Here is a 25,403-nt window from a genome sequence, read left to right on the forward strand (position 1 = left end):
TCGCCCCGACGAGGAGCCTGACATGAGCACCGGAACCACCACGCGCGCCGACTTCGACGCGGTCGCCGCCGAACACCGGGTGATCCCGGTGATGCGCGAGCTCTTCGCCGACGGCGAGACGCCCGTGAACATCTACCGCAAGCTTGCCGAGGGCCGCCCGGGCAGCTTCCTGCTGGAGTCGGCTGAGCAGGGCGGCATCTGGTCCCGGTTCTCCTTCGTCGGCGTCTCCTCCTTCGGCGTCCTCACGCAGAACGAGGAGTCCGTCGCCTGGATCGACTACGGCGCCCCCGCAGAGCGCGTGCTCGGCGACGCGGCCGGCCTCGCGCCGCTCGCCGCCCTCGAGCAGCTGTTCGAGCGCTGGAAGACGCCGCAGCTGCCCGGCCACCCTCCGCTGACCGGCGGCCTCGTCGGCTTCATCGGCTGGGAGGCCATCCGGCAGATCGAGAAGCTGCCGAACAAGCCGCCGAAGGAGTCCGGCGTGCCCGGCCAGGCGTTCAGCTTCGTCGCCGAGCTCGTCGTCATCGACCACAAGTACGGCACCGTGCAGCTGATCGCCAACGTGCTGAACGACGGCCGCGACGACGCGGACACCCTGTGGACGGACGCCCAGTCCCGCCTGGACGCCCTGCAGCGGCGCCTCGCCCAGCCGTCGGAGGCGTGGCTCGCCGAGGTCGACATGAACACGGCCCCGCACGGGCGCTCGCGCACCGCGGAGGCCGACTTCCTGGCATCCGTGGAGACCGCCAAGGAGTACATCCGCGACGGCGACATCTTCCAGGTCGTCATCTCGCAGCGCTTCGAGCAGGACTGCACCGCCGCCCCGATCGACGTCTACCGGGTGCTGCGCAGCCTCAACCCGAGCCCGTACATGTACCTGCTCAGCCTGGAGACCCCCGACGGCGAGCCGTACTGGATCGTCGGCTCCTCGCCGGAGGCCCTGGTCAAGGTGCAGAGCAACCGCGTCTTCACCAACCCGATCGCCGGCTCCCGGCCGCGCGGCGCGACGCCGGAGGCCGACGCCGACCTGGCCACCGAGCTGCTGGCCGACGCCAAAGAGCGCGCGGAGCACCTGATGCTCGTCGACCTGGCCCGCAACGACCTGGCCAAGGTGTGCACCCCCGGCAGCATCGAGGTGACCGAGTTCATGCGCATCGAGCGGTTCAGCCACATCATGCACATCGTCTCCGCCGTCGAGGGCGACCTCACGGAGGGCAAGAACGCGATCAGCGTGTTCCGGGCCACGTTCCCGGCCGGAACCCTCTCCGGCGCGCCGAAGCCGCGCGCCCTGCAGATCATCGACGAGCTCGAGCCGGCCCAGCGCGGCGTGTACGGGGGAGTGGTGGGCTACTTCGGCCTCGCCGGCGACGCCGACCTCGCCATCGCGATCCGCACCGTCACGATCATGGGCGGCGTGGCCACCGTGCAGGCCGGGGCCGGCCTCGTGCTCGACTCCGTGCCGCAGACCGAGTTCGAAGAGACACAGAACAAGGCCGCGGCGCCGCTGCGCGCCGTCGCCGTCGCCAACGCACTACACAGGGTGGTCTGAGCATGAGTGCCGCACGAATCAAGGGGCTCCTCATCGTCGGCGGGCTGCTGTCCGCCGTCCTCGCCCTCCTCGCCTGGACCCAGACCTGGGTGGTCGCGCACGTGGAGGGCATCCCGATCGACATCGACGGGGCCGCCGCCGCCCCCGCCCTGTCCGCGCTGGCCCTGGCCGGGCTCGCCCTGGGCGGCGCGCTGGCCATCGCCGGCCCCGCCTTCCGGCTGGTGCTCGGCGTGCTCGAGGTGCTGCTCGGCGTGTCCGTGGTGATCGCCTCCTCCGCCGCCATCGCCGACCCGGCCGCCGCCGCCATCGCCGACGTCACCAAGCTCACCGGCGTGGCCGGCGACAGCGCCGTTCTGGCGCTGATCTCGGATGCCGCCATCACGCTGTGGCCGTGGGTCGGCGTGGCCTCCGGCGTGCTGTTCGCCGCCGCCGGCCTCGGCGTGCTGCTCAGCTCGCGGCGCTGGCCGGGCCCCGGCCGCAAGTACCAGGCGGTGCGCCTGGAACACGCCGACGGCGCCCCCCTCAGCGCCAAGGACGCTGCCATCGACAACTGGGACGAGCTCAGCCGCGGCAGCGACCCCACCGACCAGCAGTAACCCCGCTCTTCCCCGGCTGCCCGGCCGCATGCGGCGGAGCCGCTAGACTTTCACACACCCCCTTCAACCTCTAAGGAGAACCATGAGCACAGAGTCAGTCGAGCCAGGACACGGCAATTCGCCGGCCGCATGGACCTCGGTCGTCATCATGCTCCTCGCCTTCCTCATCGGAACCGTCGCGTTCTTCCTGGAGCAGGAGTGGCTCGTCTGGGCCTCCGCCGGGCTCCTCGTCGCCGGCCTCATCGTCGGCTGGGCCCTCGCCAAGGCCGGATACGGCGTCAACGGCCCGAAGTACGCCCCGAAAGCGCACTAGCGAGTGCTGACCGAGCTCACCGCCGGCTCCGTTGAAGATGCCGAGCGGCGGCGCCTGAGCCGCCCATACGCCGCCGTCGAGGCCGCCGCTCTGGCGCGCCCGGCGGCCCTCGACGCCCTTGCCGCGCTGGCCCCGGCCGAGCGAGTCAAGGTCATCGCCGAAGTCAAGCGGTCGAGCCCGTCGCGCGGCCAGCTGGCCGAGATCCGCGACCCCGCCGCGCTGGCATCCGCCTACGAACAGGGCGGGGCCAGCGCGATCAGCGTGCTCACCGAGGAACGCAAGTTCGGCGGCTCGCTCGCCGACCTGGAGGCCGTGCGCGCCGCGGTGAGCCTGCCGGTGCTCCGCAAGGACTTCATCGCCACGCCGTACCAGGTGCTCGAGGCCCGCGCCGCGGGCGCCGACCTGGTGCTGCTCATCGTCGCCGCGCTCGAGCAGCCGCTGCTCGCCGAGCTGCACACGCTGATCCTCGAACTCGGCATGACGCCGCTCGTCGAGACGCACAGCGCCGACGAGCTGGAGCGCGCCATCGACCTCGGTGCCGCACTCATCGGCGTCAACGCGCGCAACCTTTCCACCTTCGAGATGGACAAGAACCTCTTCGGCACCCTGTCCGAGCGCATCCCGGCCGGAACCATCAAGGTCGCCGAGTCCGCGGTGCTCTCCGCGGCGGATGTCGCGCACTACCGCGCGGCCGGCGCCGACGTCGTGCTCGTCGGCGAGGCGCTCGTCACGAGCGACCCGATCCGCACGCTCTCCGAATTCCTGGCGGTCCCAGTAAGGAATCAACCGTGACGAACCCCACCGACCCGACCCCCTCCCGCAACCTGCGCGACGAGCTCGGCCCGTACTTCGGCGACTTCGGCGGGCGCTTCGTGCCCGAGTCGCTCGTCGCGGCCCTGGACGAGCTCACCGAGGCCTACGAGCTGACCAAGAAGGACCCGGCGTTCGCGGCGGAGCTCGCCGAGCTGCACAAGACCTACACCGGCCGGCCCTCCATCATCACCGAGGTGCCCCGCTTCGCCGAGCACGCCGGCGGCGCCCGCATCATCCTCAAGCGCGAGGACCTGAACCACACCGGCTCGCACAAGATCAACAACGTGCTCGGCCAGGCCCTGCTCACCAAGCGGATCGGCAAGACCCGCGTCATCGCCGAGACCGGCGCCGGCCAGCACGGCGTCGCCACCGCGACCGCCGCCGCCCTGTTCGGCTTCGAGTGCGTCGTCTACATGGGCGAGGTCGACACCGAGCGCCAGGCGCTCAACGTCGCCCGGATGCGCCTGCTCGGCGCGGAGGTCGTCGCCGTCAAGGCCGGCTCCCGCACGCTCAAGGACGCCATCAACGACGCCATGCGCGACTGGGTCACCAACGTCGAGAACACCAACTACATCTTCGGCACGGTCGCCGGGCCGCACCCCTTCCCGGCCATGGTCCGCGACTTCCAGAAGATCATCGGCGAGGAGGCCCGCGCCCAGGTGCTCGAGCTGACCGGCGCCCTGCCGGATGCCGTCGCCGCGTGCGTCGGCGGAGGCTCCAACGCCATGGGCATCTTCCACGCCTTCCTCGACGACCCCTCCGTCGCCCTGTACGGCTACGAGGCGGCCGGCGAGGGCGCCGACACGCCGCGCCACGCCGCCACCATCACCAAGGGCAGCCCGGGCGTGCTGCACGGCGCCCGCAGCATGATGCTGCAGGACGAGGACGGCCAGACCTACGAGTCGCACTCCATCTCCGCCGGCCTCGATTACCCGGGCGTCGGACCGGAGCACGCCTGGCTGAACAGCATCGGCCGGGCCGGCTACCGCCCCGTCACCGACGCCGCAGCCATGGACGCGCTCCTGCTGCTCAGCCGCACCGAGGGCATCATCCCCGCCATCGAGTCGGCGCACGCCCTCGCCGGCGCGCTGGAGCTCGGCCGCGAGCTCGGCCCGGACTCGACCATCCTGGTCAACCTGAGCGGCCGCGGCGACAAGGACATGGAGACCGCCGGGCGGTACTTCAAGCTGATCGACGAGGGGGCCACGCAGTCATGAGTGCTGTTGAGCAGACCATCCGCACCCGCGTGGACGCCGGCAGCGGCGCCCTGATCGGCTACCTGCCGGTCGGCTTCCCGAGCCTCGGCGGCAGCATCGACGCCGCCGTCGCGCTCGTCGAGAACGGCGTCGACATCCTCGAGATGGGCCTGCCGTACTCCGACCCCGTGATGGACGGCAGCGTCATCCAGGCCGCAACCCAGCAGGCCCTGGCCGACGGCTTCCGGCTGCGCGACGGCTTCGAGGCCGTGCGCGCCATCACCGCCCAGGTCAGCGCCCCGGTGCTGATCATGACCTACTGGAACCCGGTCGTGCAGTACGGCGTCGAGCGCTTCGCCGACGACCTCGCCGCCGCCGGCGGGGCCGGGCTGATCACGCCCGACCTGATCCCCGACGAGGGCGCTGACTGGATCACCGCCTCCGAGCGCACCGGCCTCGACCGCGTCTTCCTCGCCGCCCCCACCTCCACGCCCGAGCGCCTGCGCCGGGTCGTCGAGTCCAGCAGGGGCTTCGTCTACGCCGTCTCCACCATGGGCATCACCGGTGCCCGCGCCGACGTCGATGCGGCCGCCCGCAGCCTCATCGAGCGTCTGCGCGAGGCGGGATCCACGAGCGCCTGCGTCGGCGTCGGGATCTCCACGCCGGAGCAGGTGCGCGAGGTCCTCGGCTACGCCGACGGCGCCATCGTGGGCTCCGCCCTGGTCAAGGCACTCGCCGAGGGGGGAGTCGACGCCGTCGGCGCCCTCGCCCGCGAGCTGGCCGCAGGCAAGAACGAACTCTAACTTTTCACCGACCGAAAGGCAGTACTGGTGTTTGCACCGTTGAGCATTCCGAGCCCCGAGTGGAGCTACTTCGACCTCGGTCCGTTCCGCATCCACGCCTACGCCCTGTGCATCCTGGCCGGCATCGTCGCCGCGACGATCATGACCAGCATGCGCCTGACCAAGCGCGGTGCAGAGCCCGGCATCGTGCTGGACATCATCCTCTGGGCGGTGCCGCTCGGCATCATCGGCGCGCGCATCTACCACGTGCTCACCCACCCCGGCGACTACTTCTACCCGGGCGCCGACCTGCTGCGCACCCTGTACATCTGGGAGGGCGGCAACGCCATCTTCGGCGCGCTCATCGGTGGCGCGATCGGTGCATACATCGGATGCCGCATGACCGGCATCCGCTTCTGGTCCTTCGCCGACGCGCTCGCGCCCGGCATGTTGCTGGCACAGGCCATGGGCCGTCTCGGCAACTGGTTCAACGCCGAGCTGTTCGGCCTGCCCACCACGCTGCCGTGGGGCCTGGAGATCTCCCAGAGCAACCCGGCGTTCCCCGTCGGGCTGCCGGAGGGAACCCTGTTCCACCCCACCTTCCTCTACGAGATCATCTGGAACCTGGCCGGCGTCGCCGTCATCCTGCTGCTGGAGCGCAAGCTCACGCTGCGCTGGGGCAAGGCCTTCGCCGTCTACCTGATCTGGTACGGCCTCGGCCGCAGCTTCTTCGAGGCCATCCGGGTCGACCCGAGCGAGATGTTCCTCGGCGTGCGCACCAACATCTGGGCCGCCTGGCTGGCCGTGGTGATCGGAATCGTGCTGTTCATCGTGCAGTCGCGCCGCCACACCGGGGTCGAGATCAGCCCCTACGTGCCGGGTCGTGAATGGAACCCCGACGACGCTGATATAGAATCTGACAACGCAGATTCTGAGGAAGACGACCACGGCGATGGAGCCGCGACCATTCAGTCCACTGCCGCCGCAGCCACAAGCACACACGGCCCCAACTCCTAGGCTCACCCACCCAGCGAGTTCTGCTCATCTCCCCTCGCATTCGAGGGGTAGCGCAACAACCCATTTGTGGGCCAATGGCGTCCCTTCGCACTCCGAGCGTGAGGACGCCCAACCGTGACGTTTCAGCAGACATTTACGAGGTTCAGTCAAATCCCGGGTCGACAGGGTCTCTACGACCCTGGGCACGAGAAAGACGCCTGCGGCCTGGCCATGGTCGCAACCCTCCGTGGCACGGCAGGCCACGACATCATCACGGCGGCGCTCAACGCGCTGCGCAATCTGGAACACCGCGGGGCCGTCGGCTCCGACGCCGGAACCGGTGACGGCGCGGGGATCATCACGCAGATCCCCGACGCCTTCCTCCGGGCGGTGACCGACTTCGAGCTTCCCGCCGTCGGCCGCTACGCGGTCGGCAACGCGTTCCTCCCCACCGATCCCACCGCCCGCACCGCCATCAAGCGGGCCATCGCCGACATCGCCGGCGAGGAGGGCCTCACCGTCCTCGGCTGGCGCGAGGTTCCCGTCCGGCCCGACGAGGTCGGCACCCTGGCCCGCGCGGCGATGCCCGCCATCCAGGCCTTCTACGTGCAGAGCGCGCGCAGCACAGAGACCGGTGCCCCGCTCTCCGGCATCGAGCTGGACCGCCAGACCTACCGGCTGCGCAAGCGCGCAGAGCGAGAGCTCGAGATCTACTTCGCCTCGCTCTCCTGCCGCACCCTGGTCTACAAGGGCATGGTCACCACGCTCCAGCTGGAACCCTTCTACCCCGACCTCTCCGACGAGCGCTTCGCCTCCACGCTCGCGCTGGTGCACTCGCGCTACTCCACCAACACCTTCCCGTCCTGGCCGTTGGCCCAGCCGTTCCGGATGATCGCGCACAACGGCGAGATCAACACCATCCAGGGCAACCGCAACTGGATGCGCGCCCGCCAGTCCCAGCTGGAGTCGGAGCTGCTCGGCGACCTCGCCCCGCTGCTGCCGATCGTCACGCCCGGTGCCAGCGACTCCGCCTCCTTCGACGAGGTGGTCGAGCTGCTCACCCTGTCCGGGCGCTCGCTCCCGCACGCGGTGATGATGATGGTCCCGGAGGCCTGGGAGAACCAGACCGAGATGGACGCGGAGCGCCGCGACTTCTACGACTACCACTCCATGCTCATGGAGCCGTGGGACGGCCCGGCCGCCATCGTGTTCACCGACGGCTCGCTCGTCGGCGCGACGCTGGACCGCAACGGCCTCCGCCCCGGCCGCTTCGTGATCACGGATGACGGCCTCGTCGTCCTGGCCAGCGAGATCGGCGTGCTGGACTTCGACCCGGCCACCATCGTGCGGAAGGGGCGCCTGCGCCCCGGCAAGATGTTCCTCGTCGACACCGTCGCCGGCCGGCTCATCGAAGACGATGAGATCAAGGCCGAGCTGGCCGCCGCCGAGCCCTGGGGGCAGTGGCTGGAGCAGAGCCGGATCAAGCTGGCCGAGCTGCCGGAGCGCGAGCACATCGTGCACCCGCCGGCCTCCGTCGTGCGCCGCCAGCGCACCTTCGGCTACACCGAGGAGGAGCTGCGGCTGCTGCTGACCCCAATGGCCCGCTTCGGGGCGGAGCCGCTCGGCGCGATGGGCTCCGACACCCCGATCGCCGTGCTCTCCGACCGCCCGCGGCTGCTGTTCGACTACTTCACCCAGCAGTTTGCCCAGGTCACCAACCCGCCGCTGGACTCGATCCGCGAGCAGCTGGTCACCTCGCTCGGCAGCTCGGTCGGCCCGGAGCACAACCTGCTCAGCTCCGGCCCGGAGCACGCCGGCCAGGTCTCGCTCACCTTCCCGGTGATCGACAACGACGAACTGGCCAAGATCCAGCACATCGACCCGCAGCCCGGCAGCAAGAGCACCGTCACGATCCGCGGCCTGTACCGCTTCGACGAGGGCGTCAACGCCCTGCGCGACCGCCTGGCCGCGCTGAACGTCGAGGTGGACCGGGCCATCGAGGCCGGCGCCCGCTTCATCGTGCTGAGCGACCGCGACTCCAACAAGGACCTGGCGCCGATCCCGTCGCTGCTGATGACGGCATCCGTGCACCACCACCTCACCCGCTCGGAGCACCGCATGAAGGTGGGCCTGCTGGTGGAGGCCGGCGATGTGCGCGAGGTGCACCACGTCGCCCTGCTGATCGGCTACGGCGCCTCCGCCGTGAACCCCTACCTGGCGATGGAGAGCTGCGAGAACCTGGTCCGCAGCGGCGTCATCACCGACGTCACCCCGGAGAAGGCCGTCGGCAACGTCATCAAGGCGCTCGGCAAGGGCGTGCTGAAGATCATGTCCAAGATGGGCATCTCCACCATCGCCTCCTACTCCGGCGCGCAGGCCTTCGAGGCACTCGGCCTGGACGAGGGCTTCATCGAGGAGTACTTCACCGGCACCACCTCCAAGCTCGGCGGCGTCGGCATCGAGGTCATCCAGGCGGAGAACCTCAAGCGGCACACCTCCGCCTACCCGGAGGATGCCGCGGTCACCGTGCACGAGCGGCTGCAGACCGGCGGCGAGTACCAGTGGCGCCGCGACGGCGCCCCGCACCTGTTCAACCCGGAGACGGTGTTCCGGCTGCAGCACGCCACCCGCACCCGCCGCTACGACATCTTCCGCGAGTACACCAAGCTGGTCGACGACCAGGCGGAGACGCTGATGACGCTGCGCGGCATGTTCGCGCTCCGCACCGGCCGGCGCCCCGCCGTCCCGCTGGAGGAGGTCGAGTCCGTCGCCTCCATCGTCAAGCGCTTCTCCACCGGTGCGATGAGCTACGGCTCCATCTCGCAGGAGGCGCACGAGACGCTCGCCATCGCCATGAACAGCCTCGGCGCCAAGTCCAACACGGGCGAGGGCGGCGAGGACCTGGACCGGCTGCTCGACCCGGAGCGGCGCAGCGCCATCAAGCAGGTGGCCTCCGGCCGTTTCGGCGTGACGAGCATGTACCTGAGCCACGCCGATGACATCCAGATCAAGCTCGCCCAGGGCGCCAAGCCCGGCGAGGGCGGCCAGCTGCCCTCCACCAAGGTCTACCCTTGGGTGGCGCGCACCCGGCACGGCACCCCCGGCGTCGGGCTCATCTCGCCGCCGCCGCACCACGACATCTACTCGATCGAAGACCTCAAGCAGCTCATCTTCGACCTCAAGCGGGCCAACCCGAAGGCGCGCATCCACACCAAGCTGGTCAGCCAGTCCGGCATCGGCGCGGTCGCCGCCGGCGTCGCGAAGGCGCTCTCCGACGTCATCCTGGTCTCCGGCCACGACGGCGGAACCGGCGCCAGCCCGGTCAACTCGCTCAAGCACGCGGGAACCCCGTGGGAGCTCGGCCTGGCCGAGACCCAGCAGACGCTGATGCTGAACGGGATGCGCGACCGGGTGGTCGTGCAGGTCGACGGCCAGCTGAAGACCGGCCGCGACGTCGTCATCGGCGCCCTGCTCGGCGCGGAGGAGTTCGGCTTCGCCACCGCCCCGCTCATCGTCGAGGGCTGCATCATGATGCGCGTCTGCCACCTGGACACCTGCCCGGTCGGCGTCGCCACGCAGAACCCGGAGCTGCGCAAGCGCTTCACCGGCAAGCCGGAGTTCGTGGTGAACTTCTTCGAGTTCATCGCCCAGGAGGTGCGCGAGTACCTCGCGGAGCTCGGCTTCCGCACCCTCGGCGAGGCCATCGGCCACCACGAGATGCTCGACACCGCCCAGGCGATCAACCACTGGAAGGCGTCCGGCATGGACCTGACGCCGATCCTGGTCGGGCCCGACTTCTCGGACGCCGAACCGCGCCAGAGCGCGCGCGAGCAGGACCACGAGCTGGAGAGCCACTTCGACAAGCAGCTCATCCAGCAGGCGGCCGGGGTGCTGGAGCGCGGCGGCCACGTGGCCATCGAGCTGCCCATCCGCAACACGGAACGCGCCGTGGGCACGATGCTCGGCCACGAGGTGACCATGCGGCACGGCGTCAACGGCCTGCCGGAGAACTCCATCGAGGTGACGCTGCACGGCTCCGCCGGGCAGTCGCTCGGCGCCTTCCTGCCCGGCGGCATCACGCTCCGGCTCGAGGGCGACTCCAACGACTACGTCGGCAAGGGCCTCTCCGGCGGCCGCATCGCGGTGCGCCCGGACCGGCAGAGCCTGTTCCCGGCCGAGCGCAACGTCATCGCCGGCAACGTCATCGGCTACGGGGCGACCAGCGGCTCGCTGTTCCTCCGCGGCATCGTGGGGGAGCGCTTCCTGGTGCGCAACTCCGGCGCCACCGCCGTCGTCGAGGGCGTCGGCGACCACGCCCTCGAGTACATGACCGGCGGACTCGCCCTCATCCTGGGCGGCACCGGGCGCAACCTCGGCGCCGGCATGTCCGGCGGCACCGCGTACGTCTACGAGCTGAAGCGGGAGCGGGTCAACCCCGACTCCCTGGCCAGCGGCGAACTGGAGCTGCTCGAGCTCGGCAGCGCCGACCGCGAGATCGTGCGCGACCTGCTGGAGCAGCACCGGGCGGAGACCGGCTCCGCCGTCGCGGAGCGCATGCTGGCCGACCTCGACGGCGCGATCTCGCGCTTCGTCAAGGTGCTGCCGCGCGACTACGCGGCCGTGCAGGGCATCCGGGCCCAGGCAGAAGCCGACGGGATCGACCCCGACGGCACACATATGTGGAATCGAATTCTGGAGGTGACCGGTGGCTGACCCCAAAGGCTTCATGAAGACAACTGAGCGCGAGCTCCCCGCCCGGCGCCCCGTCTCGGTGCGCCTGATGGACTGGAAAGAGGTGTACGAGGCCGGCGACTCCGCCGTGCTCAAGCGCCAGGCCGGCCGCTGCATGGACTGCGGCGTGCCGTTCTGCCACCAGGGCTGCCCGCTCGGCAACCTGATCCCGGAGTGGAACGACCTCACCCACCGCGGTGAGGGGCACGCGGCGATCGAGCGGCTGCACGCCACGAACAACTTCCCGGAGTTCACGGGCAGGCTCTGCCCGGCCCCGTGCGAGTCGGCCTGCGTGCTCGGCATCAACCAGCCGGCCGTCACGATCAAGCAGGTCGAGGTCTCCATCATCGACCAGGCCTTCGACAACGGCTGGGTGACGCCGCACCTGCCGGGCCGCCTGACCGGCAAGACGATCGCCGTCGTCGGCTCCGGCCCGGCCGGCCTGGCCGCGGCCCAGCAGCTCACCCGGGCCGGCCACACCGTGGCCGTGTTCGAGCGCGACGACCGCATCGGCGGCCTGCTGCGCTACGGCATCCCCGACTTCAAGATGGAGAAGCGCCACATCGAGGGCCGGCTGGCCCAGATGAGCGCGGAGGGCACCCGCTTCCGCCCCGGCGTGAACATCGGCGTCGACATCAGCTGGGCCGAGCTGCGCCGGCGCTACGACGCCGTCGTGGTCGCCACGGGCGCCATGGTTCCCCGCGACCTGTCCATCCCCGGCCGCGACCTGCCCGGCGTGCACTTCGCCATGGAGTACCTGGTGCAGGCGAACCGGGTCGGCGCCGGCGACGCGGTCCCGGACCAGATCAGCGCGGCCGGCAAGCATGTCGTCGTGCTCGGCGGCGGCGACACCGGCGCCGACTGCATCGGCACCGCACACCGGCAGGGCGCCGCGTCCGTGACCAACCTGGCCATCGGCAAGCAGCCGGGGCTGACGCGCCCGAGCCACCAGCCGTGGCCGATGGACCCGCTCCTCTTCGAGGTGCAGAGCGCACACGAGGAGGGCGGCACCCGCGAGTACCTCGCCTCCACCGTCGAGTTCCTCGCCGACGAGGCCGGGGCGCTGCGCGCGGTGCGCGTGGCCGAGACCGAGTTCGTCGACGGACGCCGTGTGCCGCGCTCCGGCACGGAGCGCGAGATTCCGGCCGACCTGGTGCTGTTGGCGCTCGGATTCACGGGCCCGGAGCAGGAGCACCTGGCGCCCCAGCTGGAGCTCGGTTTCGACGAGCGCGGCAACGCCGAGCGCGGGGCCGACTACCAAACCAGCCACGAAGGTGTCTTCGTGGCCGGTGACGCGGGCCGCGGCCAATCGCTCATTGTCTGGGCAATTGCCGAGGGTCGTGCTGCGGCATCCGCCGTAGACCGGTACCTTGAAGGGGAGACGCTTCTTCCCTCCCCGGTCAAACCCACCGACAGAGGATTCAGCCTCTAAAACTTCTCGCGGCAGGAACGGCCATCGCCGCCGTCGCGGCAAGAATCCATCCTGAGTCCATTCAGGCAAAAAATACGGAGTACATAAATGAGACGCGCGAAAATAGTCGCAACCCTCGGGCCGGCCACGTCCAGCTACGAACAGATCCGGGCCATCATCGATGCCGGTGTAGACGTCTGCCGCATGAACCTGAGCCACGGCACCTACGACGTGCACGAGGGCGTTTACCAGAACGTCCGCAAGGCCGCCAACGACTCCGGTCGCGCCGTGGCCGTGCTGGTCGACCTGCAGGGCCCGAAGATCCGCCTGGGCAAGTTCTCGGACGGCCCGCACGACCTCGCAGAGGGCGACATCTTCAAGATCACCACCGAGGAGATCCTCGGCACCAAGGAGATCTGCGGCACCACGTACAAGGGCCTGCCCGGCGACGTGAAGCCGGGAGACTTCCTGCTGATCGACGACGGCAAGGTGCGCGTCGAGGTCGTCTCGACCGACGGCACCGTCGTGACCACCAAGGTCATCGTCGCCGGCACCGTGTCGAACAACAAGGGCATCAACCTGCCCGGCGTCGCCGTCAACGTGCCGGCGCTCTCCGAGAAGGACGAGGACGACCTGCGTTGGGGCCTCGAGCTCGGCGCCGACCTGATCGCCCTCTCCTTCGTGCGCAACGCCGAGGACATCACCCGGGTGCACGAGATCATGGACGAGGTCGGCCGCCGCGTGCCGGTGATCGCCAAGATCGAGAAGCCGCAGGCCGTCGAGGCCCTCGAGGGCATCGTCGACGCCTTCGACTCGATCATGGTCGCCCGCGGCGACCTGGGCGTCGAGCTGCCGCTGGAGGCCGTGCCGATCGTGCAGAAGCGTGCCGTCGAGCTCGCCCGCCGCATGGCCAAGCCGGTCATCGTCGCCACGCAGATGCTCGAATCGATGATCTCCAGCCCGGTCCCGACCCGTGCAGAGACCTCCGATGTCGCCAACGCCGTCCTCGACGGTGCAGACGCCGTCATGCTCTCCGGCGAGACGAGCGTCGGCGAGTACCCGGTCGTCACGGTGCAGACCATGGCCCGCATCGTCGACTCCACCGAGGAGCACGGCCTGGAGCGCATCCTGCCGCTCACGGTCAAGCCTCGCACCCAGGGCGGGGCGATCACCCTCGCCGCCGCCGACGTCGCCGACTTCGTCGACGCGAAGTACCTCGTCGTCTTCACCGAGTCCGGTGACTCCGCGCGCCGCATGTCGCGCATCCGCTCGAGCATCCCGATGATCGCGCTGACGCCGGAGCCCAGCATCCGCCGCCGTCTGGCCCTGACCTGGGGCATCCAGACCTATCTGGTCGACCGGGTCACCCACACCGACCAGATGATCGGTCAGGTCGACGACGTTCTGCTCGGCCAGGGCATGGCCGAGATCGGTGACAAGGTCGTTGTCATCTCCGGGTCCCCTCCCGGAATCGTCGGCTCGACCAACGACATCCGCGTGCATGTCGTCGGTGACGTCCACAACGAGGCAGCGCCCGCGTACAAGCGCAGCTAGTTCTCGTTGACACAGGCCCGGTTCATTCGTGAGCCGGGCCTGTGGCGTTCCCGGGCGGCGCGGATGTAGTGTGTGGGCCAGCCCCACCGACAACGACGTCAAGGAGTCGACGATGCCCGCAAGCGTTCTGCCCGACGTGCACATCCCCGCCGTCAGCATCTACGAGTCGGTGTTCGGCGCACTGAGCGAGGAGGATCTCGCCGCCGTCGCCATCATCGACGGCGTCACCGGGGCCGAGACCAGCTTCGGCCAACTGCGCGGGCAGATCGACGCCCTCGCCGGCGCCCTGGCCGTCCGCGGCGTCGAGCTCGGCACCGTCGTCGGCCTGCTCTGCCCGAACGTGCCCGCGTTCGCCACCGTCTTCCACGGCATCCTGCGCGCCGGCGGCACCGTCACCACGATCAACTCGCTCTACACGGCGGGGGAGATCGAGAACCAGCTGCGGGATTCCGGTGCGACCTGGCTGTTCACCGTGTCGCCGTTCCTGCCCGCCGCCGAGGCCGCCGCGGCGGCAGTCGGCATCCCGCCGGAGCGACTCGTCGTCCTTGACGGCGCCGACGGGCACCCCTCGCTGCGGGAGCTGCTCGGCGCGGACGAGCGGCCGCCGGAACTGCACTTCGACCCCGCCACCCAGATCGCCGTGCTGCCGTACTCCTCCGGCACGACCGGGCACCCCAAGGGGGTCATGCTCACCCACACCAACCTGGTCGCCAACGTCGCCCAGGGCATGGGCGCGATCGGGGTTGAGCGGGGCGAGCGGGTGCTCGCCGTGCTGCCGTTCTTCCACATCTACGGGCTCACCGTGCTGCTGAACTACGCGCTCACCCTGCGCGCCGTGCTCGTGACCATGCCGCGCTTCGAGCTGCCCGAGTTCCTCCGCATCACGAGCGAGCACCGCTGCAACTGGCTGTTCATCGCGCCGCCGATCGCCGTGGCCCTCGCCAAGCACCCCCTCGTCGACGACTACGACCTCTCCAGCGTCACGGTGGTCTTCTCCGGCGCGGCCCCGCTGGCCGGCGCCCTCGCCCACGCCGTCGCCGCCCGGCTCGGCTGCACCGTTGCGCAGGGCTACGGCATGACGGAGGCCAGCCCGGCGACACACGTGATCCCGAACACCCGCCCCGACATCGACCGCTCCAGTGTCGGGCTGGCCCTGCCGAACACGCAGTCGCGCGTCGTCGACCCGGAGACGGGCGCCGACGTGGACGTGCCGGAGGCCGGGCCGAGCCTGCCGGGGGAGCTCTGGGTGCGCGGCCCGCAGGTGATGGCCGGCTACCTGGGCAACGCGGCGGCGACGGCAGAGACGCTCGACGCCGACGGCTGGCTGCACACGGGCGACCTCGCGACCGTCGACGCCACCGGCGTCTACTGGATCGTGGACAGGCTGAAAGAGCTGATCAAGTACAAGGGCTACCAGGTGGCGCCCGCCGTGCTGGAGGCGGTGCTGCTGGAGAATCCGGGCATCGCGGATGCCGCGGTGATCGGCGTCTCCGACGAGGACGGCCAGGAGATCCCGCAGGCCTTCGTCGTGTTGCAGCAGGGGGCGAGCCTCTCCGAGGGCGAGGTGATCGCGTTCGTCGCCTCGCGCGTCGCCCCGCACGAGAAAGTGAGGCGAGTTCGTTTTGTCTCCGCGATCCCCAAATCCAGTGCGGGGAAGATCCTCCGGCGCGAGCTGCGTGAGCACTCCTGATGGGCGCGTATTCCGCGGCCCATCAGGGGTTTCAGGGGGAGTTGTGCCGGTGGTGGGACTCGAACCCACACGTCTCTCGACAAAGCATTTTGAGTGCTCCGCGTCTGCCATTCCGCCACACCGGCGCACAAGACCTCGATCAGAATACCGTAGGCTTGACGCTGTGACTGACACAGACATCACCCCAGCCCCACCGCGCCGCGTCGTCGTCGCAGAAGATGAGTCTCTGATTCGTCTCGACATCGTCGAGATCCTGCGTGACGCCGGCTTCGAGGTCGTCGGTGAGGCCGGTGACGGTGAGACCGCGGTCGCACTCGCCACCGAGCTGCGCCCCGACCTCGTCATCATGGACGTCAAGATGCCCCAGCTGGACGGCATCTCCGCCGCCGAACGCCTGAGCAAGGGCCACATCGCGCCCGTCGTCCTGCTGACCGCGTTCAGCCAGAAGGAGCTCGTCGAGCGTGCGACCGAGGCCGGCGCGCTGGCCTACGTCGTCAAGCCGTTCACCCCGAACGACCTGCTGCCGGCGATCGAGATCGCCCTGGCCCGCTACGCCCAGATCATCGCCCTCGAGGCCGAGGTCTCCGACCTCGTCGAGCGCTTCGAGACCCGCAAGCTCGTCGACCGGGCCAAGGGCCTGCTGAACGAGAAGATGGGCCTCACCGAGCCCGAGGCGTTCCGCTGGATCCAGAAGGCGTCCATGGACCGCCGCCTGACCATGCACGACGTCGCCCAGGCGATCATCGAGCAGCTCAGCGCCAAGAAATAGCCAGCAAGACCACGATTTCACGAGGAGCGGATGCCGACGGCGTCCGCTCCTCGGCGTTTAAGCCGCGCTCGGGCGCAGGTCCTTGATCAGGTTCGTGATCCGGATGGTGCAGCAGCGCCGGCCCGCCTCGTCGCTGATCGCGATCTCGTGCGTCGTCAGCGTGCGGCCGAGGTGGATCGGCGTGCAGACGCCCGTCACCCAGCCCTCCGTCGCCGAGCGCGTGTGGGTGGCGTTGATCTCGATGCCGACGGCGAGGCGGCCGGGGCCGGCCCAGAGGTTCGCCGCCATCGAGCCGAGCGACTCGCCGAGCACCACGAACGCGCCGCCGTGCAGCAGCATGGCCGGCTGCGTGTTGCCCTCCACCGGCATGCGGGCGACGGAGCGCTCGACCGTGAACTCGGTGAACTCGATGCCCATCTTCTCGGCGAGGGCGCCGACTCCACGCTGGACGACCCACTCGAGGGCGTCGGTATTGGTCTCGCTCATGCTCACCTTTGAAGTCTGTTGCCCCACGAAGTCCCGCGCCCTGTCGGTGCTGGCTTGTAGGCTGTGTCTGTGTCGGATTCAGAAAAGCCTACCCTTCTCATCATCGACGGCCATTCGCTGGCGTTCCGGGCGTTCTACGCCCTCCCGGTGGACAGTTTTCAGACCAGGGACGGGCAGCACACCAACGCCATCCATGGCTTCATCTCGATGCTGCTCAACCTGCTGAAGAACGAGAAGCCGACGCACATCGCCGTCGCGTTCGACATCTCCCGCTTCTCCTTCCGCACGCGCGAGTACCCCGAGTACAAGGGCACCCGCGGCGAGACGCCGCCGGAGTTCATCGGCCAGATCCCGCTGCTGCAGGAGGCGCTGGCCGCGATGAACATCGTGACCATCACGAAGGAGGACTTCGAGGCCGACGACATCCTCGCCACCCTCTCGGTGCGCGGCACAGAGGCCGGCTACCGCGTCCTCGTCGTCTCCGGTGACCGCGACAGCATCCAGCTCGTCAATGACAACGTCACGCTGCTCTACCCGAACACGCAGGGCGTCTCCCAGCTGAAGCGCTACGACCCGGCCGCCGTCGAGGAGCGCTACGGCATCCGCCCGGAGCAGTACCCGGACGTCGCCGCCCTCGTCGGCGAGACCAGCGACAACCTGATCGGCATCAGCAAGGTCGGCGAGAAGACCGCCGTCAAGTGGCTCGGCCTCTACGGCAGCCTCGACGGCATCCTCGAGCACGCAGAGGAGATCAAGGGCGTCGTCGGCAACAACCTGCGCGAGCAGAAGGAGAACGCCATCCGCAACCGGCGGCTGAACCGCCTGGTCACCGACCTGGAGCTGCCGGTCGGCGTTCCCGAGCTGGAGCGCGGCCCGATCGACGAGCAGGCGGTGCGCGACATCTTCGCCCGCCTCGAGTTCCGCAGCCTGCTCGACCGGGTGCTCAAGCAGGAGCTCGCCGAGGGCGCTGAGAGCCCGGCCGGCGGCGAGGCCGCCGCGGCCGCCGCCGACATCCCGCAGACCCCCACCGCCCAGACGCTGCTCGACGAGGAACTGCGCGGCTGGCTCGACCGCGTCACCGCCACCCACCCGGCCGGCCTCGGCCTGAGCGTCGAGGTGCTGGACGGCCAGGCCATCGGCTTCGGCATCGCCAGCGAGACCGAGACGGTCAGCCTGCCCTGGATTCCCGGCCGCACCGACTACGCGCCGTTCGAGGAGTGGCTGGCCAGCGACGCCCCCAAGATCATGTGCGACGCGAAGGGGCAGCTGAAGGCCGTCCGCCGCTCGGGCCTCGCCTTCGCCGGCCTCGCCACCGACGCGCTCGTCGCCGGCTGGCTGCTGCGCCCGGGCGGCCAGGAGAAGACCCTCGTCGACCTCGTGGCCCGCTACCTGGAGGAGACCGTCCCGCAGCCGGACGCTAACCAGCTCGTGCCCGACGACAGCGCGCCCTCCGGCGCCCCCGTCGAGGCCTGGTACGCGCTGCGGGTCACCCCGCAGATCGTCGAACAGCTCGACGCGGGCTCCCGCAGCGTGCTCGACGACATCGAGATGCCGACACTCGCCGTGCTGGTCGAGATGGAACTGCGCGGCGTCGCCGTCAGCCATGACGAGCTCGCCGCCCTCTCCTCCGAGCTCGGCGAAACCGCCGCCGGCATCGCCGCGCAGGCCTTCGCCGAGATCGGCCGCGAGGTCAACCTCGGCTCGCCCAAGCAGCTGCAGGAAGTGCTGTTCGACCAGCTCGGCATGCCCAAGACCCGCGCGACCAAGACCGGGTTCTCCACGGATGCCGGCGCGCTGGCCGACCTGCAGCAGAGCAACCCGCACCCCTTCCTCGGCCTGCTGCTCGAGCACCGCGACGCCACCAAGCTCCGCCAGATCGTCGAGACGCTGGACAAGGCGATCGACACCACCGGCCGCATCCACACCACCTACATCCAGGTCGGCACCGCCACCGGCCGCATCGCCTCCACCGACCCCAACCTGCAGAACATCCCGGTGCGCACGGAGGACGGCCGCCGCATCCGCGCCGCCTTCCATGTCGGCGACGGCTACGAGACCCTGCTCACCGCCGACTACTCGCAGATCGAGATGCGCATCATGGCGCACCTCTCGGAGGACGCCGGGCTGATCGAGGCGTTCAACGCCGGCGAAGACCTGCACCGCTTCGTCGGTTCGCGGATCTTCGGCGTCGATCCGGCCGACGTGACCCCGGCCATGCGCAACAAGGTCAAGGCGATGTCCTACGGCCTCGCCTATGGGCTGAGCGCCTTCGGCCTGTCCAAGCAGCTGCGCATCGACACGGCAGAGGCCAAGCAGCTGATGACCGACTACTTCTCCCGCTTCGGCGCTGTGCGCGACTACCTCCGCCACGTCGTCGAGCAGGCCAAGGTCGACGGCTACACCACCACCCTGTTCGGCCGCCGCCGGCCGTTCCCCGACCTCGCCAGCCCCAACCGGGTGCACCGCGAGGCCGCGGAGCGCCAGGCGCTGAACTCGCCCATCCAGGGCTCGGCCGCCGACATCATGAAACGCGCCATGATCGCCATCGAGAACGACATCGCCGCTCAGGAGCTGCGGAGCCGCATGCTGCTGCAGGTGCACGATGAGTTGATCTTCGAGGTCGCCCCCGGCGAGGCCGAGGTGCTCGAGGGCATCGTCCGTGGCGGCATGGGCGGCGCGGCGGAACTGCTCGTGCCGCTGGACGTGCAGCTCGGACACGGAACGAACTGGGACAGCGCCGCGCACTAGCCGGGCGGCGGCCGGTGCAGCCGGCTCAGGCGGCAGGCAGCCAGGTCCGCGCGGCCGCCACCAGCGCCGTGACCCCGATGCTCAGTGTGGGATCGATCACCGGGGCGTAGTGCGGGGAGTGGTTCGAGGGCACGGTGAGCAGGGCGGGGTCGGTCATGTCACCCGTTGTGAACAGCGACGGGTCGCTTCCGCCGAGCAGCCAATAGGCGAGCGGGGCACCGCAACTCGTCGCCAGCACGCCGACGTCCTCGCTGCCGGAGCCCGCTCCCGGATCCAGGACGTTGCCCGCTCCCAGCCAGGCGCTGAACACACTGAGCGTCTTGCTGAGCGCCTCCGCGTCATTGACCACGATGGGAAAGCGCTCGATCTCGGTGATCGTCGGCGGCTCGGGCGAGCCGGCCGTCGCGGCCTCGCCGGACACGATCCGGGACACCCCGCTCAAGATGCGCTCGCGCACGCGGGCGTCGTAGCTGCGGATGTTCAGCTGCAGCTCGGCCTCGCCGGGGATGACGTTGGCGGCGTCGCCGGCATGAATCGACCCGACGGTGAGGACCGCCGTGGCCGTGCTCGGGATCTCTCGGGAGATGATGGTCTGCAGCCGCAGCACGGTCTCGGCCGCCAGCACCACCGGGTCGACCGATGCCTCGGGCATCGAGCCGTGGGCGCCCTTGCCGATCAGGCGGACGCGCAGCGAGTCCGAGGCTGCGTACGAGGGCCCGGCGTGGCCGGCGATCTTGCCGGCCGGCAGCGGCGCAACGTGCTGGCCGAGAACCACATCGGGCACCGGGAACCGCTGGAACAGGCCGTCGTCGACCATCGCCTGCGCCCCCGCGCCGAGTTCCTCCGCCGGCTGGAACACCAGCAGCAGCGTTCCCGCCCAGCTGGCGCGGTCGGCGGAGAGCACCTCCGCCGCGCCCAGCAGGCAGGTGGTGTGCAGGTCGTGCCCGCAGGCATGGTCCACCGGGACGAGCTTGCCGTTGGCGTCGGTGGCCGTGACGGTGCTCGCGTAGGGGAGCCCGGTGTCCTCCTTGACGGGCAGGGCGTCCATGTCGGCCCGCAGCAGCGCGGTCGGTCCGTCACCGTTCCGGAGCACGCCGACGACGCCGGTCCGGCCGACGCCGGTCGTCACCTCGTAGCCCAGCTCTGACAAGCGGCTCGCCACGATGTTCGAGGTGCGGGTCTCCTGGAACCCGAGCTCCGGGTGACTGTGCAGATCCCGGTAGAGGTCGGCGAGATCCGGGTTGACGGTGACTTCTTCGAACACTTCTGGGCACATGAGATTCCCTCGACTTGGTTGGTTTCGCGTCACGCTACGTCAACCGCATCCCACTGTCCAGTGCCCGCAAACTGCACCGGAACACACGCGTCGTCTGTTCTAGGCTGAACGCATGAGCAACGACATTCAGCGCACGCCCACCGAGATCGACCAGATCGCCGAGAACTGGGTCGACACCCTGGTCGAGCTGCAGCCGACCGTCGGAACCTACATCGGCCGCAACGAGGTGAACGGCCGTTTCGGCGACTACTCGCCGGCCGGGCAGGAGGCGATGAGCGCCGCCGCGCGCGGGGTCATCGCCGAGCTGGACGCCGCGGCGCCCGTCGACGCCGTCGACGAGGTCACCCAGACTGACCTGCGGGCGACCCTGGAGCTGCAGCTGCGCAGCGCCGACGCGCAGCTGCACTTGCGCGACCTCAACGTGATCGCGTCGCCCGCGCAGGAGATCCGCGAGGTGTTCGACCTGATGCCGACGGCCACGGTCGAGGACTGGGAGCAGATCGGCTCCCGGCTGGCGGCCGTGCCCGATGCCATCGACGGCTACATCCAGACGCTGCGCGCCGGCATCGCCGCGGGTGTCACGCCCGCCGTCCGGCAGGTGCACGAGGTCGCGGCGCAGACCAACCGGCTCTGGGCCGACAACGGCTTCTTCACCGAGTTCACCGCCGGCGCCTCGCTGGAATCGGGCGAGCTGCCGGCGTCGCTGGCGCGCAAGCTGGCGGAGGGCGCCGGTGTCTCCGCCGTCGCCTACCGCAAGCTGAGCGAGTTCCTCACGCAGGAGCTGGCGGCAGCCGCGACCGAGGCCGACGGCGTCGGCCGCGACATCTACGCGCTGGCGTCCGAGCACTTCCTCGGCTCCAAGATCGACCTCGACGAGACCTACGAATGGGGTGTCGAGGAGCTGGCCCGGATGACGGCCGAGCAGGAGAGCATCGCCAAGGAGATCAAGCCGGGCGCCAGCGTGCTGGAGGCCATCGACTTCCTCGACAAGGACCCCAGCCGGAAGCTGCACGGCACCGAGGCGTTGCAGCGCTGGATGCAGGAGACCAGCGACCGGGCCGTCGCCGAGCTCGGCCGGGAGCACTTCGACATCCCCGAGCAGATCCGCGAGCTCGAGTGCATGATCGCCCCCACCCAGGAGGGCGGCATCTACTACACGCCGCCCACCGACGACTTCTCCCGCCCGGGCCGCATGTGGTGGTCTGTGCCGGAGGGCGTCACCGAGTTCGAGACCTGGCGCGAGCTCACCACCGTCTACCACGAGGGCGTTCCCGGCCACCACCTGCAGTTGGCGCAGGCCGTCTACAACCGCTCGACCCTGAACACCTGGCGCAGGCAGCTGGCCGGCACCTCCGGCCACGCGGAGGGCTGGGCCCTCTACGCCGAGCGTCTGATGGAGCAGCTCGGCTACCTGGACGACCCGGCGAACCGGCTCGGGATGCTCGACGGGCAGCGGATGCGGGCCGCTCGCGTCGTGCTCGACATCGGCGTGCACCTCGGCAAGCAGCGGCCGGACGGCAACGGGCCGTGGACGGCCGAGTACGCCTTCGAGTTCCTCAGCCAGAACGTCAACATGAACGAGGGCTTCGTGCGCTTCGAGGTGAACCGCTACCTCGGCTGGCCCGGCCAGGCGCCCTCCTACAAGGTCGGCCAGCGCATCTGGGAGCAGCTGCGCGACGAGGCCGCCGCCCGCGCCGGCGCGAGCTTCGACATCAAGGCGTTCCACAAGCGGGCCCTCGACCTCGGCGGCGTCGGTCTCGACACGCTGAAGTCGGCGCTGCTGCGCTGACGCCGGTGAGGCCGGCCGGGGGGAGCTCGCCGTACGAGGCGGTGCTGGGGGAGCGGATGCAGGAGCTGCACCCGCGCCTGCGCGCCTATTTCGCCGCGATCCCGCCCGGCTGGCACGGCTGGGGTTCCGGCGTCTTCGACACGGCCGGCACCCCGCGCCGCTGGCTGAGGCCCGTCCTCCGGGCTCTGCACCGGCAGGGCATCCTCCTGGCCGGCTGGCAGCGCGATGTGCCGTTCACGGTGCGCAACGAGCCCGGTGAGCGCCACACCGTCCGGGCCGTCCGGTGCTTCCACCTGCACGACGGCGAGTGGGCGATGGTCGACGTGATCGGGCTCAACGGCCGCGGGCGCCTCATCGACCGGCTCGGGCACGCCGGGCTCGTCGAGGCCGAGTTCGCGGCGGATGTCGCCGGCGGCGCCCTCCGGCTGCACTCCACCCGCGTCACCCTGTGCATCGGGCGGCTGCGCCTGCGCGTCCCCCGGTTCTTGGCGCCCACCGTGCTGCTCACCGAACGCTGGGACGACGCCGAGGAGCGACAGGTCATCGCCCTGACGATGACGGCGCCCCTCCTCGGTACCCTGTACGAATACGGCGGCTCGTTCCGATACGAGGTCCGCCAGGGGGAGGGGCAGCCGTGACGAGGCGGATCGTGATCGCCGGGGCGTCCGGGTTCATCGGCCGGTACCTGGCCGAGCGCTACCGCTCTGCCGGGCACAGCGTGCAGACGATCGGACGCCGGGGCGCCGACGCCGACTGGACTGACCCCGCCGCCATCACCCGGTTGCTCGACGGGGCCGACCTGCTCGTCAACCTCTCCGGCAAGAGCGTGAACTGTCGCTACACGGCGGCCAACCGCGCCGAGATCCTGCGCTCGCGCGTGCAGACGACGAGGCAGCTCGCCGACGCGATCGCCGCCTGCCAGAGCCCGCCGCCGCTCTGGGTCAACTCCTCGACCGCCACCATCTACCGGCACGCCGACGACCGCGCCATGACCGAGAGCACGGGCGAGATCGGCACCGGCTTCTCTGTGGGCATCGCCACCGCCTGGGAGCGCGCGTTCTTCGCGCCGGAGCTGCCGGGCACGCGCCGCGTCGCCCTGCGCATGGCGATCGTGCTCGGCGACGGCAGCGCGCTGCTGCCGCTCGTGAACCTGGCCCGCTTCGGACTCGGCGGCCCGCAGCGCGACGGCCGCTGGTTCGGCACGGCCCGCCGGCGTGCGGCGGGCACCTTCCACGAGTACCGGCCGACGGCCGGCAGGCAGCGCTTCAGCTGGGTGCACATCGATGACGTCGGCAACATCATCGACTTCGTCGCAGCCCACCCCGAGGTCTCCGGCGTGCTCAACGTCTCGGCTCCCGGCGCCTCCGACAACACCGAACTCATGGAAACGCTCCGCCGCCTGGTGCGGATGCCGATCGGGCTGCCCACCACCCGCTGGATGCTGGAGCTCGGGTCGGCCGCGATCCGCACCGAGACGGAGCTCGTGCTGAAGAGCCGCTGGGTGGCGCCGGAACGCCTGACCGGGCTCGGCTACCGCTTCGAGCACCCCGAGCTGGAGCCGGCACTGCGCGACATCCTGACCGAGAGGGCCAGCAGGTGAGCGCCCTGGGCCTCGGCGCGCTCGCCCTGCTCGCCGCCCTCGCGGCCACGGCCCTGCTGCTGCGCGCCAGCCAGCGCCGCCGCCCCGGCCGCATCGCGCAGTACGCCCCGCCGCCCGGCCTCGGCATCGTGACGGCCGCCGTTCTCACCCGCACCGAGCGCCGCGCCGTCGCGGCGGAACTGGTGCACCTCGCTGTGCGGGGTAACGTGCGCTTCCTAGCCCCGGATGCCGCAGGCAGCAGCCTCCGGGTCGAGCTGCTGGACGGGCCGGCGCTGGACGCGCAGCAGCGCGCACTGCTGGTGGCTGTGTTCGGCGCCCCACGCGGGCAGAAGCGCGGGCGGAAGCGCCCGCGCCGGGCGATCGGACGCGACGCCAAGCTCGGCCGCGCCGTCAGCGGCGTGGTCGACGCCGAGATCGCGCGGCTGAAGGCCACTGGCGGCGTTCTCCTGGACGCCAGCTGGCCCGCCGTCCTGATCCGCTGCCTCGCCGTCGCCGCACTCGGCCTGTACGCGCTCACCCTGATCTGGGCCCCGAGCCTCCCGGTGGCGCTTCTGGGCGGCGCCGGGGCGGTCGGGCTCGCCGCCGTCGCCGTGCTCGCGCCGCCGCCCCGAATGCGGCGCTTCTCCGCAGCCTCCTTCGCGGTGCGCGACCACCTCGCCGGGCTGCGCGACTACATCGCACTGGCGGAGGCCGACCGGCTGCGCTTCCTGCAGTCGCCAGCCGGCGCCCTGACCCGCCCCGTCGACACGCCGGAGGGCCGGCTGGAGGCACTCGTGCTGAACGAGAGGCTGCTGCCGTTCGCGGTGCTGTTCGGCCTGGAACGAGAGTGGGCGAGGCAGCTTCAGACGGAGCGCCGCGAGCTCACGGCATCCGGCGTCCTGAACGCCATCGACGGGGCCCAGCCGCTCGGTTTCCTCGGCGATCTCGGCCTGGACCTGCCCCTCGTCGAGCTGCTGGACGGGCTGCGCAGCCTCGACGTGGACCTGTCGCTGCTGGCCGGAATCGAGCTGCCCGACATTGACCTGGGAGCCCTGAGCCTCGACTTGTAACCCCCCTCGAAGTCGGGCTAAGCTAGAACGTCACGTTTGTGACGATTTATCCGTATGC

Annotated in this window: 19 protein-coding genes and 1 tRNA gene; 17 read left to right on the plus strand and 3 right to left on the minus strand. The window is 70.3% G+C overall.

All coding sequences use genetic code 11. From position 1 onward, the window contains the following. Nucleotides 1–22 precede the first annotated feature (22 nt). The 11 genes from BLT62_RS09495 (at nt 23) to BLT62_RS09545 (ending at nt 15,628) form a co-directional block, all read left to right on the plus strand. On the plus strand, nt 23–1,546 hold the full coding sequence (locus tag BLT62_RS09495; RefSeq protein WP_083363835.1) for an anthranilate synthase component I: 1,524 nt from the start codon (nt 23–25) through the stop codon (nt 1,544–1,546). A 2-nt stretch (nt 1,547–1,548) separates the two neighbouring features. Continuing rightward, nucleotides 1,549–2,142, plus strand: coding sequence for a Trp biosynthesis-associated membrane protein (locus tag BLT62_RS09500; RefSeq protein WP_083363836.1), 594 nt, complete (start codon nt 1,549–1,551; stop codon nt 2,140–2,142). Nucleotides 2,143–2,224: 82 nt separating this feature from the next. Continuing rightward, a complete protein-coding gene (locus tag BLT62_RS09505; RefSeq protein WP_083363837.1) occupies nt 2,225–2,455 on the plus strand; it encodes a DUF6704 family protein in 231 nt (76 codons plus the stop codon). A 3-nt stretch (nt 2,456–2,458) separates the two neighbouring features. After that, the gene (gene trpC, locus BLT62_RS09510; protein ID WP_083363838.1) at nt 2,459–3,247 is read left to right on the plus strand and encodes an indole-3-glycerol phosphate synthase TrpC; all 789 of its coding nucleotides are present in this window, start codon (nt 2,459–2,461) and stop codon (nt 3,245–3,247) included. Continuing rightward, entirely contained in the window at nt 3,244–4,485 is a 1,242-nt protein-coding gene (gene trpB / locus BLT62_RS09515; RefSeq protein WP_083363839.1) for a tryptophan synthase subunit beta, read from the plus strand. The genes trpC and trpB overlap by 4 nt, the downstream gene beginning before the upstream one ends. Continuing rightward, complete coding sequence (gene trpA / locus BLT62_RS09520) at nt 4,482–5,267, plus strand: tryptophan synthase subunit alpha (RefSeq protein ID WP_083363840.1); 786 nt, start codon at nt 4,482–4,484, stop codon at nt 5,265–5,267. Before trpB ends, trpA begins: the two co-directional genes overlap by 4 nt. Nucleotides 5,268–5,294: 27 nt before the next feature. Beyond that, a complete protein-coding gene (gene lgt / locus BLT62_RS09525; RefSeq protein WP_083363841.1) occupies nt 5,295–6,263 on the plus strand; it encodes a prolipoprotein diacylglyceryl transferase in 969 nt (322 codons plus the stop codon). A gap of 114 nt (nt 6,264–6,377) precedes the next feature. Continuing rightward, complete coding sequence (gene gltB, locus BLT62_RS09530) at nt 6,378–10,955, plus strand: glutamate synthase large subunit (RefSeq protein ID WP_083363842.1); 4,578 nt, start codon at nt 6,378–6,380, stop codon at nt 10,953–10,955. After that, nucleotides 10,948–12,405, plus strand: a complete 1,458-nt coding sequence (locus BLT62_RS09535) for a glutamate synthase subunit beta (protein ID WP_083363843.1) — start codon at nt 10,948–10,950, stop codon at nt 12,403–12,405. Before gltB ends, BLT62_RS09535 begins: the two co-directional genes overlap by 8 nt. An 87-nt stretch (nt 12,406–12,492) precedes the next feature. Continuing rightward, nucleotides 12,493–13,938, plus strand: coding sequence for a pyruvate kinase (gene pyk / locus BLT62_RS09540; protein WP_083363844.1), 1,446 nt, complete (start codon nt 12,493–12,495; stop codon nt 13,936–13,938). 112 nt (nt 13,939–14,050) lie between these two features. Next, on the plus strand, nt 14,051–15,628 hold the full coding sequence (locus BLT62_RS09545) for an AMP-binding protein (protein WP_083365403.1): 1,578 nt from the start codon (nt 14,051–14,053) through the stop codon (nt 15,626–15,628). A 44-nt stretch (nt 15,629–15,672) separates the two neighbouring features. On the opposite strand, the gene BLT62_RS09550 is transcribed toward BLT62_RS09545, so the two are convergent. Then, nucleotides 15,673–15,753: transfer RNA gene (locus tag BLT62_RS09550), tRNA-Leu, on the minus strand. Nucleotides 15,754–15,791: 38 nt separating this feature from the next. On the opposite strand from BLT62_RS09550, the gene BLT62_RS09555 reads away from it, so the two are divergent. Next, complete coding sequence (locus BLT62_RS09555) at nt 15,792–16,397, plus strand: ANTAR domain-containing response regulator (protein ID WP_067227073.1); 606 nt, start codon at nt 15,792–15,794, stop codon at nt 16,395–16,397. Nucleotides 16,398–16,454: 57 nt separating this feature from the next. Here the strand turns inward: BLT62_RS09555 and BLT62_RS09560 are convergent, their stop codons facing one another. Next, nucleotides 16,455–16,883 carry a hotdog fold thioesterase gene (locus BLT62_RS09560; RefSeq protein WP_083365404.1) on the minus strand — a complete coding sequence of 143 codons (429 nt, stop codon included), beginning with the start codon at nt 16,881–16,883 and terminating at the stop codon, nt 16,455–16,457. Nucleotides 16,884–16,952: 69 nt separating this feature from the next. Here BLT62_RS09560 and polA point away from each other — a divergent pair, with 69 nt between their 5' ends. Next, nucleotides 16,953–19,631: a DNA polymerase I gene (gene polA, locus BLT62_RS09565; RefSeq protein WP_083363845.1), complete on the plus strand. Its 2,679-nt coding sequence runs from the start codon at nt 16,953–16,955 to the stop codon at nt 19,629–19,631. Nucleotides 19,632–19,656: 25 nt separating this feature from the next. Here polA and BLT62_RS09570 read toward each other — a convergent pair whose 3' ends face one another. Next, nucleotides 19,657–20,895: an amidohydrolase gene (locus BLT62_RS09570; RefSeq protein WP_331710496.1), complete on the minus strand. Its 1,239-nt coding sequence runs from the start codon at nt 20,893–20,895 to the stop codon at nt 19,657–19,659. A gap of 124 nt (nt 20,896–21,019) precedes the next feature. Here BLT62_RS09570 and BLT62_RS09575 point away from each other — a divergent pair, with 124 nt between their 5' ends. From BLT62_RS09575 to BLT62_RS09590, 4 genes are read left to right on the plus strand one after another with little or no spacing between them, the layout of a single operon-like run. Beyond that, nucleotides 21,020–22,696 carry a DUF885 domain-containing protein gene (locus tag BLT62_RS09575; protein ID WP_083363847.1) on the plus strand — a complete coding sequence of 559 codons (1,677 nt, stop codon included), beginning with the start codon at nt 21,020–21,022 and terminating at the stop codon, nt 22,694–22,696. Between the two features lie 56 nt (nt 22,697–22,752). After that, nucleotides 22,753–23,334 carry a DUF4166 domain-containing protein gene (locus BLT62_RS09580; RefSeq protein WP_156786470.1) on the plus strand — a complete coding sequence of 194 codons (582 nt, stop codon included), beginning with the start codon at nt 22,753–22,755 and terminating at the stop codon, nt 23,332–23,334. Continuing rightward, the gene (locus BLT62_RS09585) at nt 23,331–24,296 is read left to right on the plus strand and encodes an epimerase (protein WP_083363848.1); all 966 of its coding nucleotides are present in this window, start codon (nt 23,331–23,333) and stop codon (nt 24,294–24,296) included. The genes BLT62_RS09580 and BLT62_RS09585 overlap by 4 nt, the downstream gene beginning before the upstream one ends. Beyond that, a complete protein-coding gene (locus BLT62_RS09590; protein WP_172829679.1) occupies nt 24,293–25,345 on the plus strand; it encodes a DUF2207 domain-containing protein in 1,053 nt (350 codons plus the stop codon). The genes BLT62_RS09585 and BLT62_RS09590 overlap by 4 nt, the downstream gene beginning before the upstream one ends. The last annotated feature ends 58 nt before the right edge of the window (nt 25,346–25,403 follow it).

The organism is Microterricola viridarii (assembly GCF_900104895.1).
Classification (GTDB): Bacteria; Actinomycetota; Actinomycetes; order Actinomycetales; family Microbacteriaceae; genus Microterricola; species Microterricola viridarii.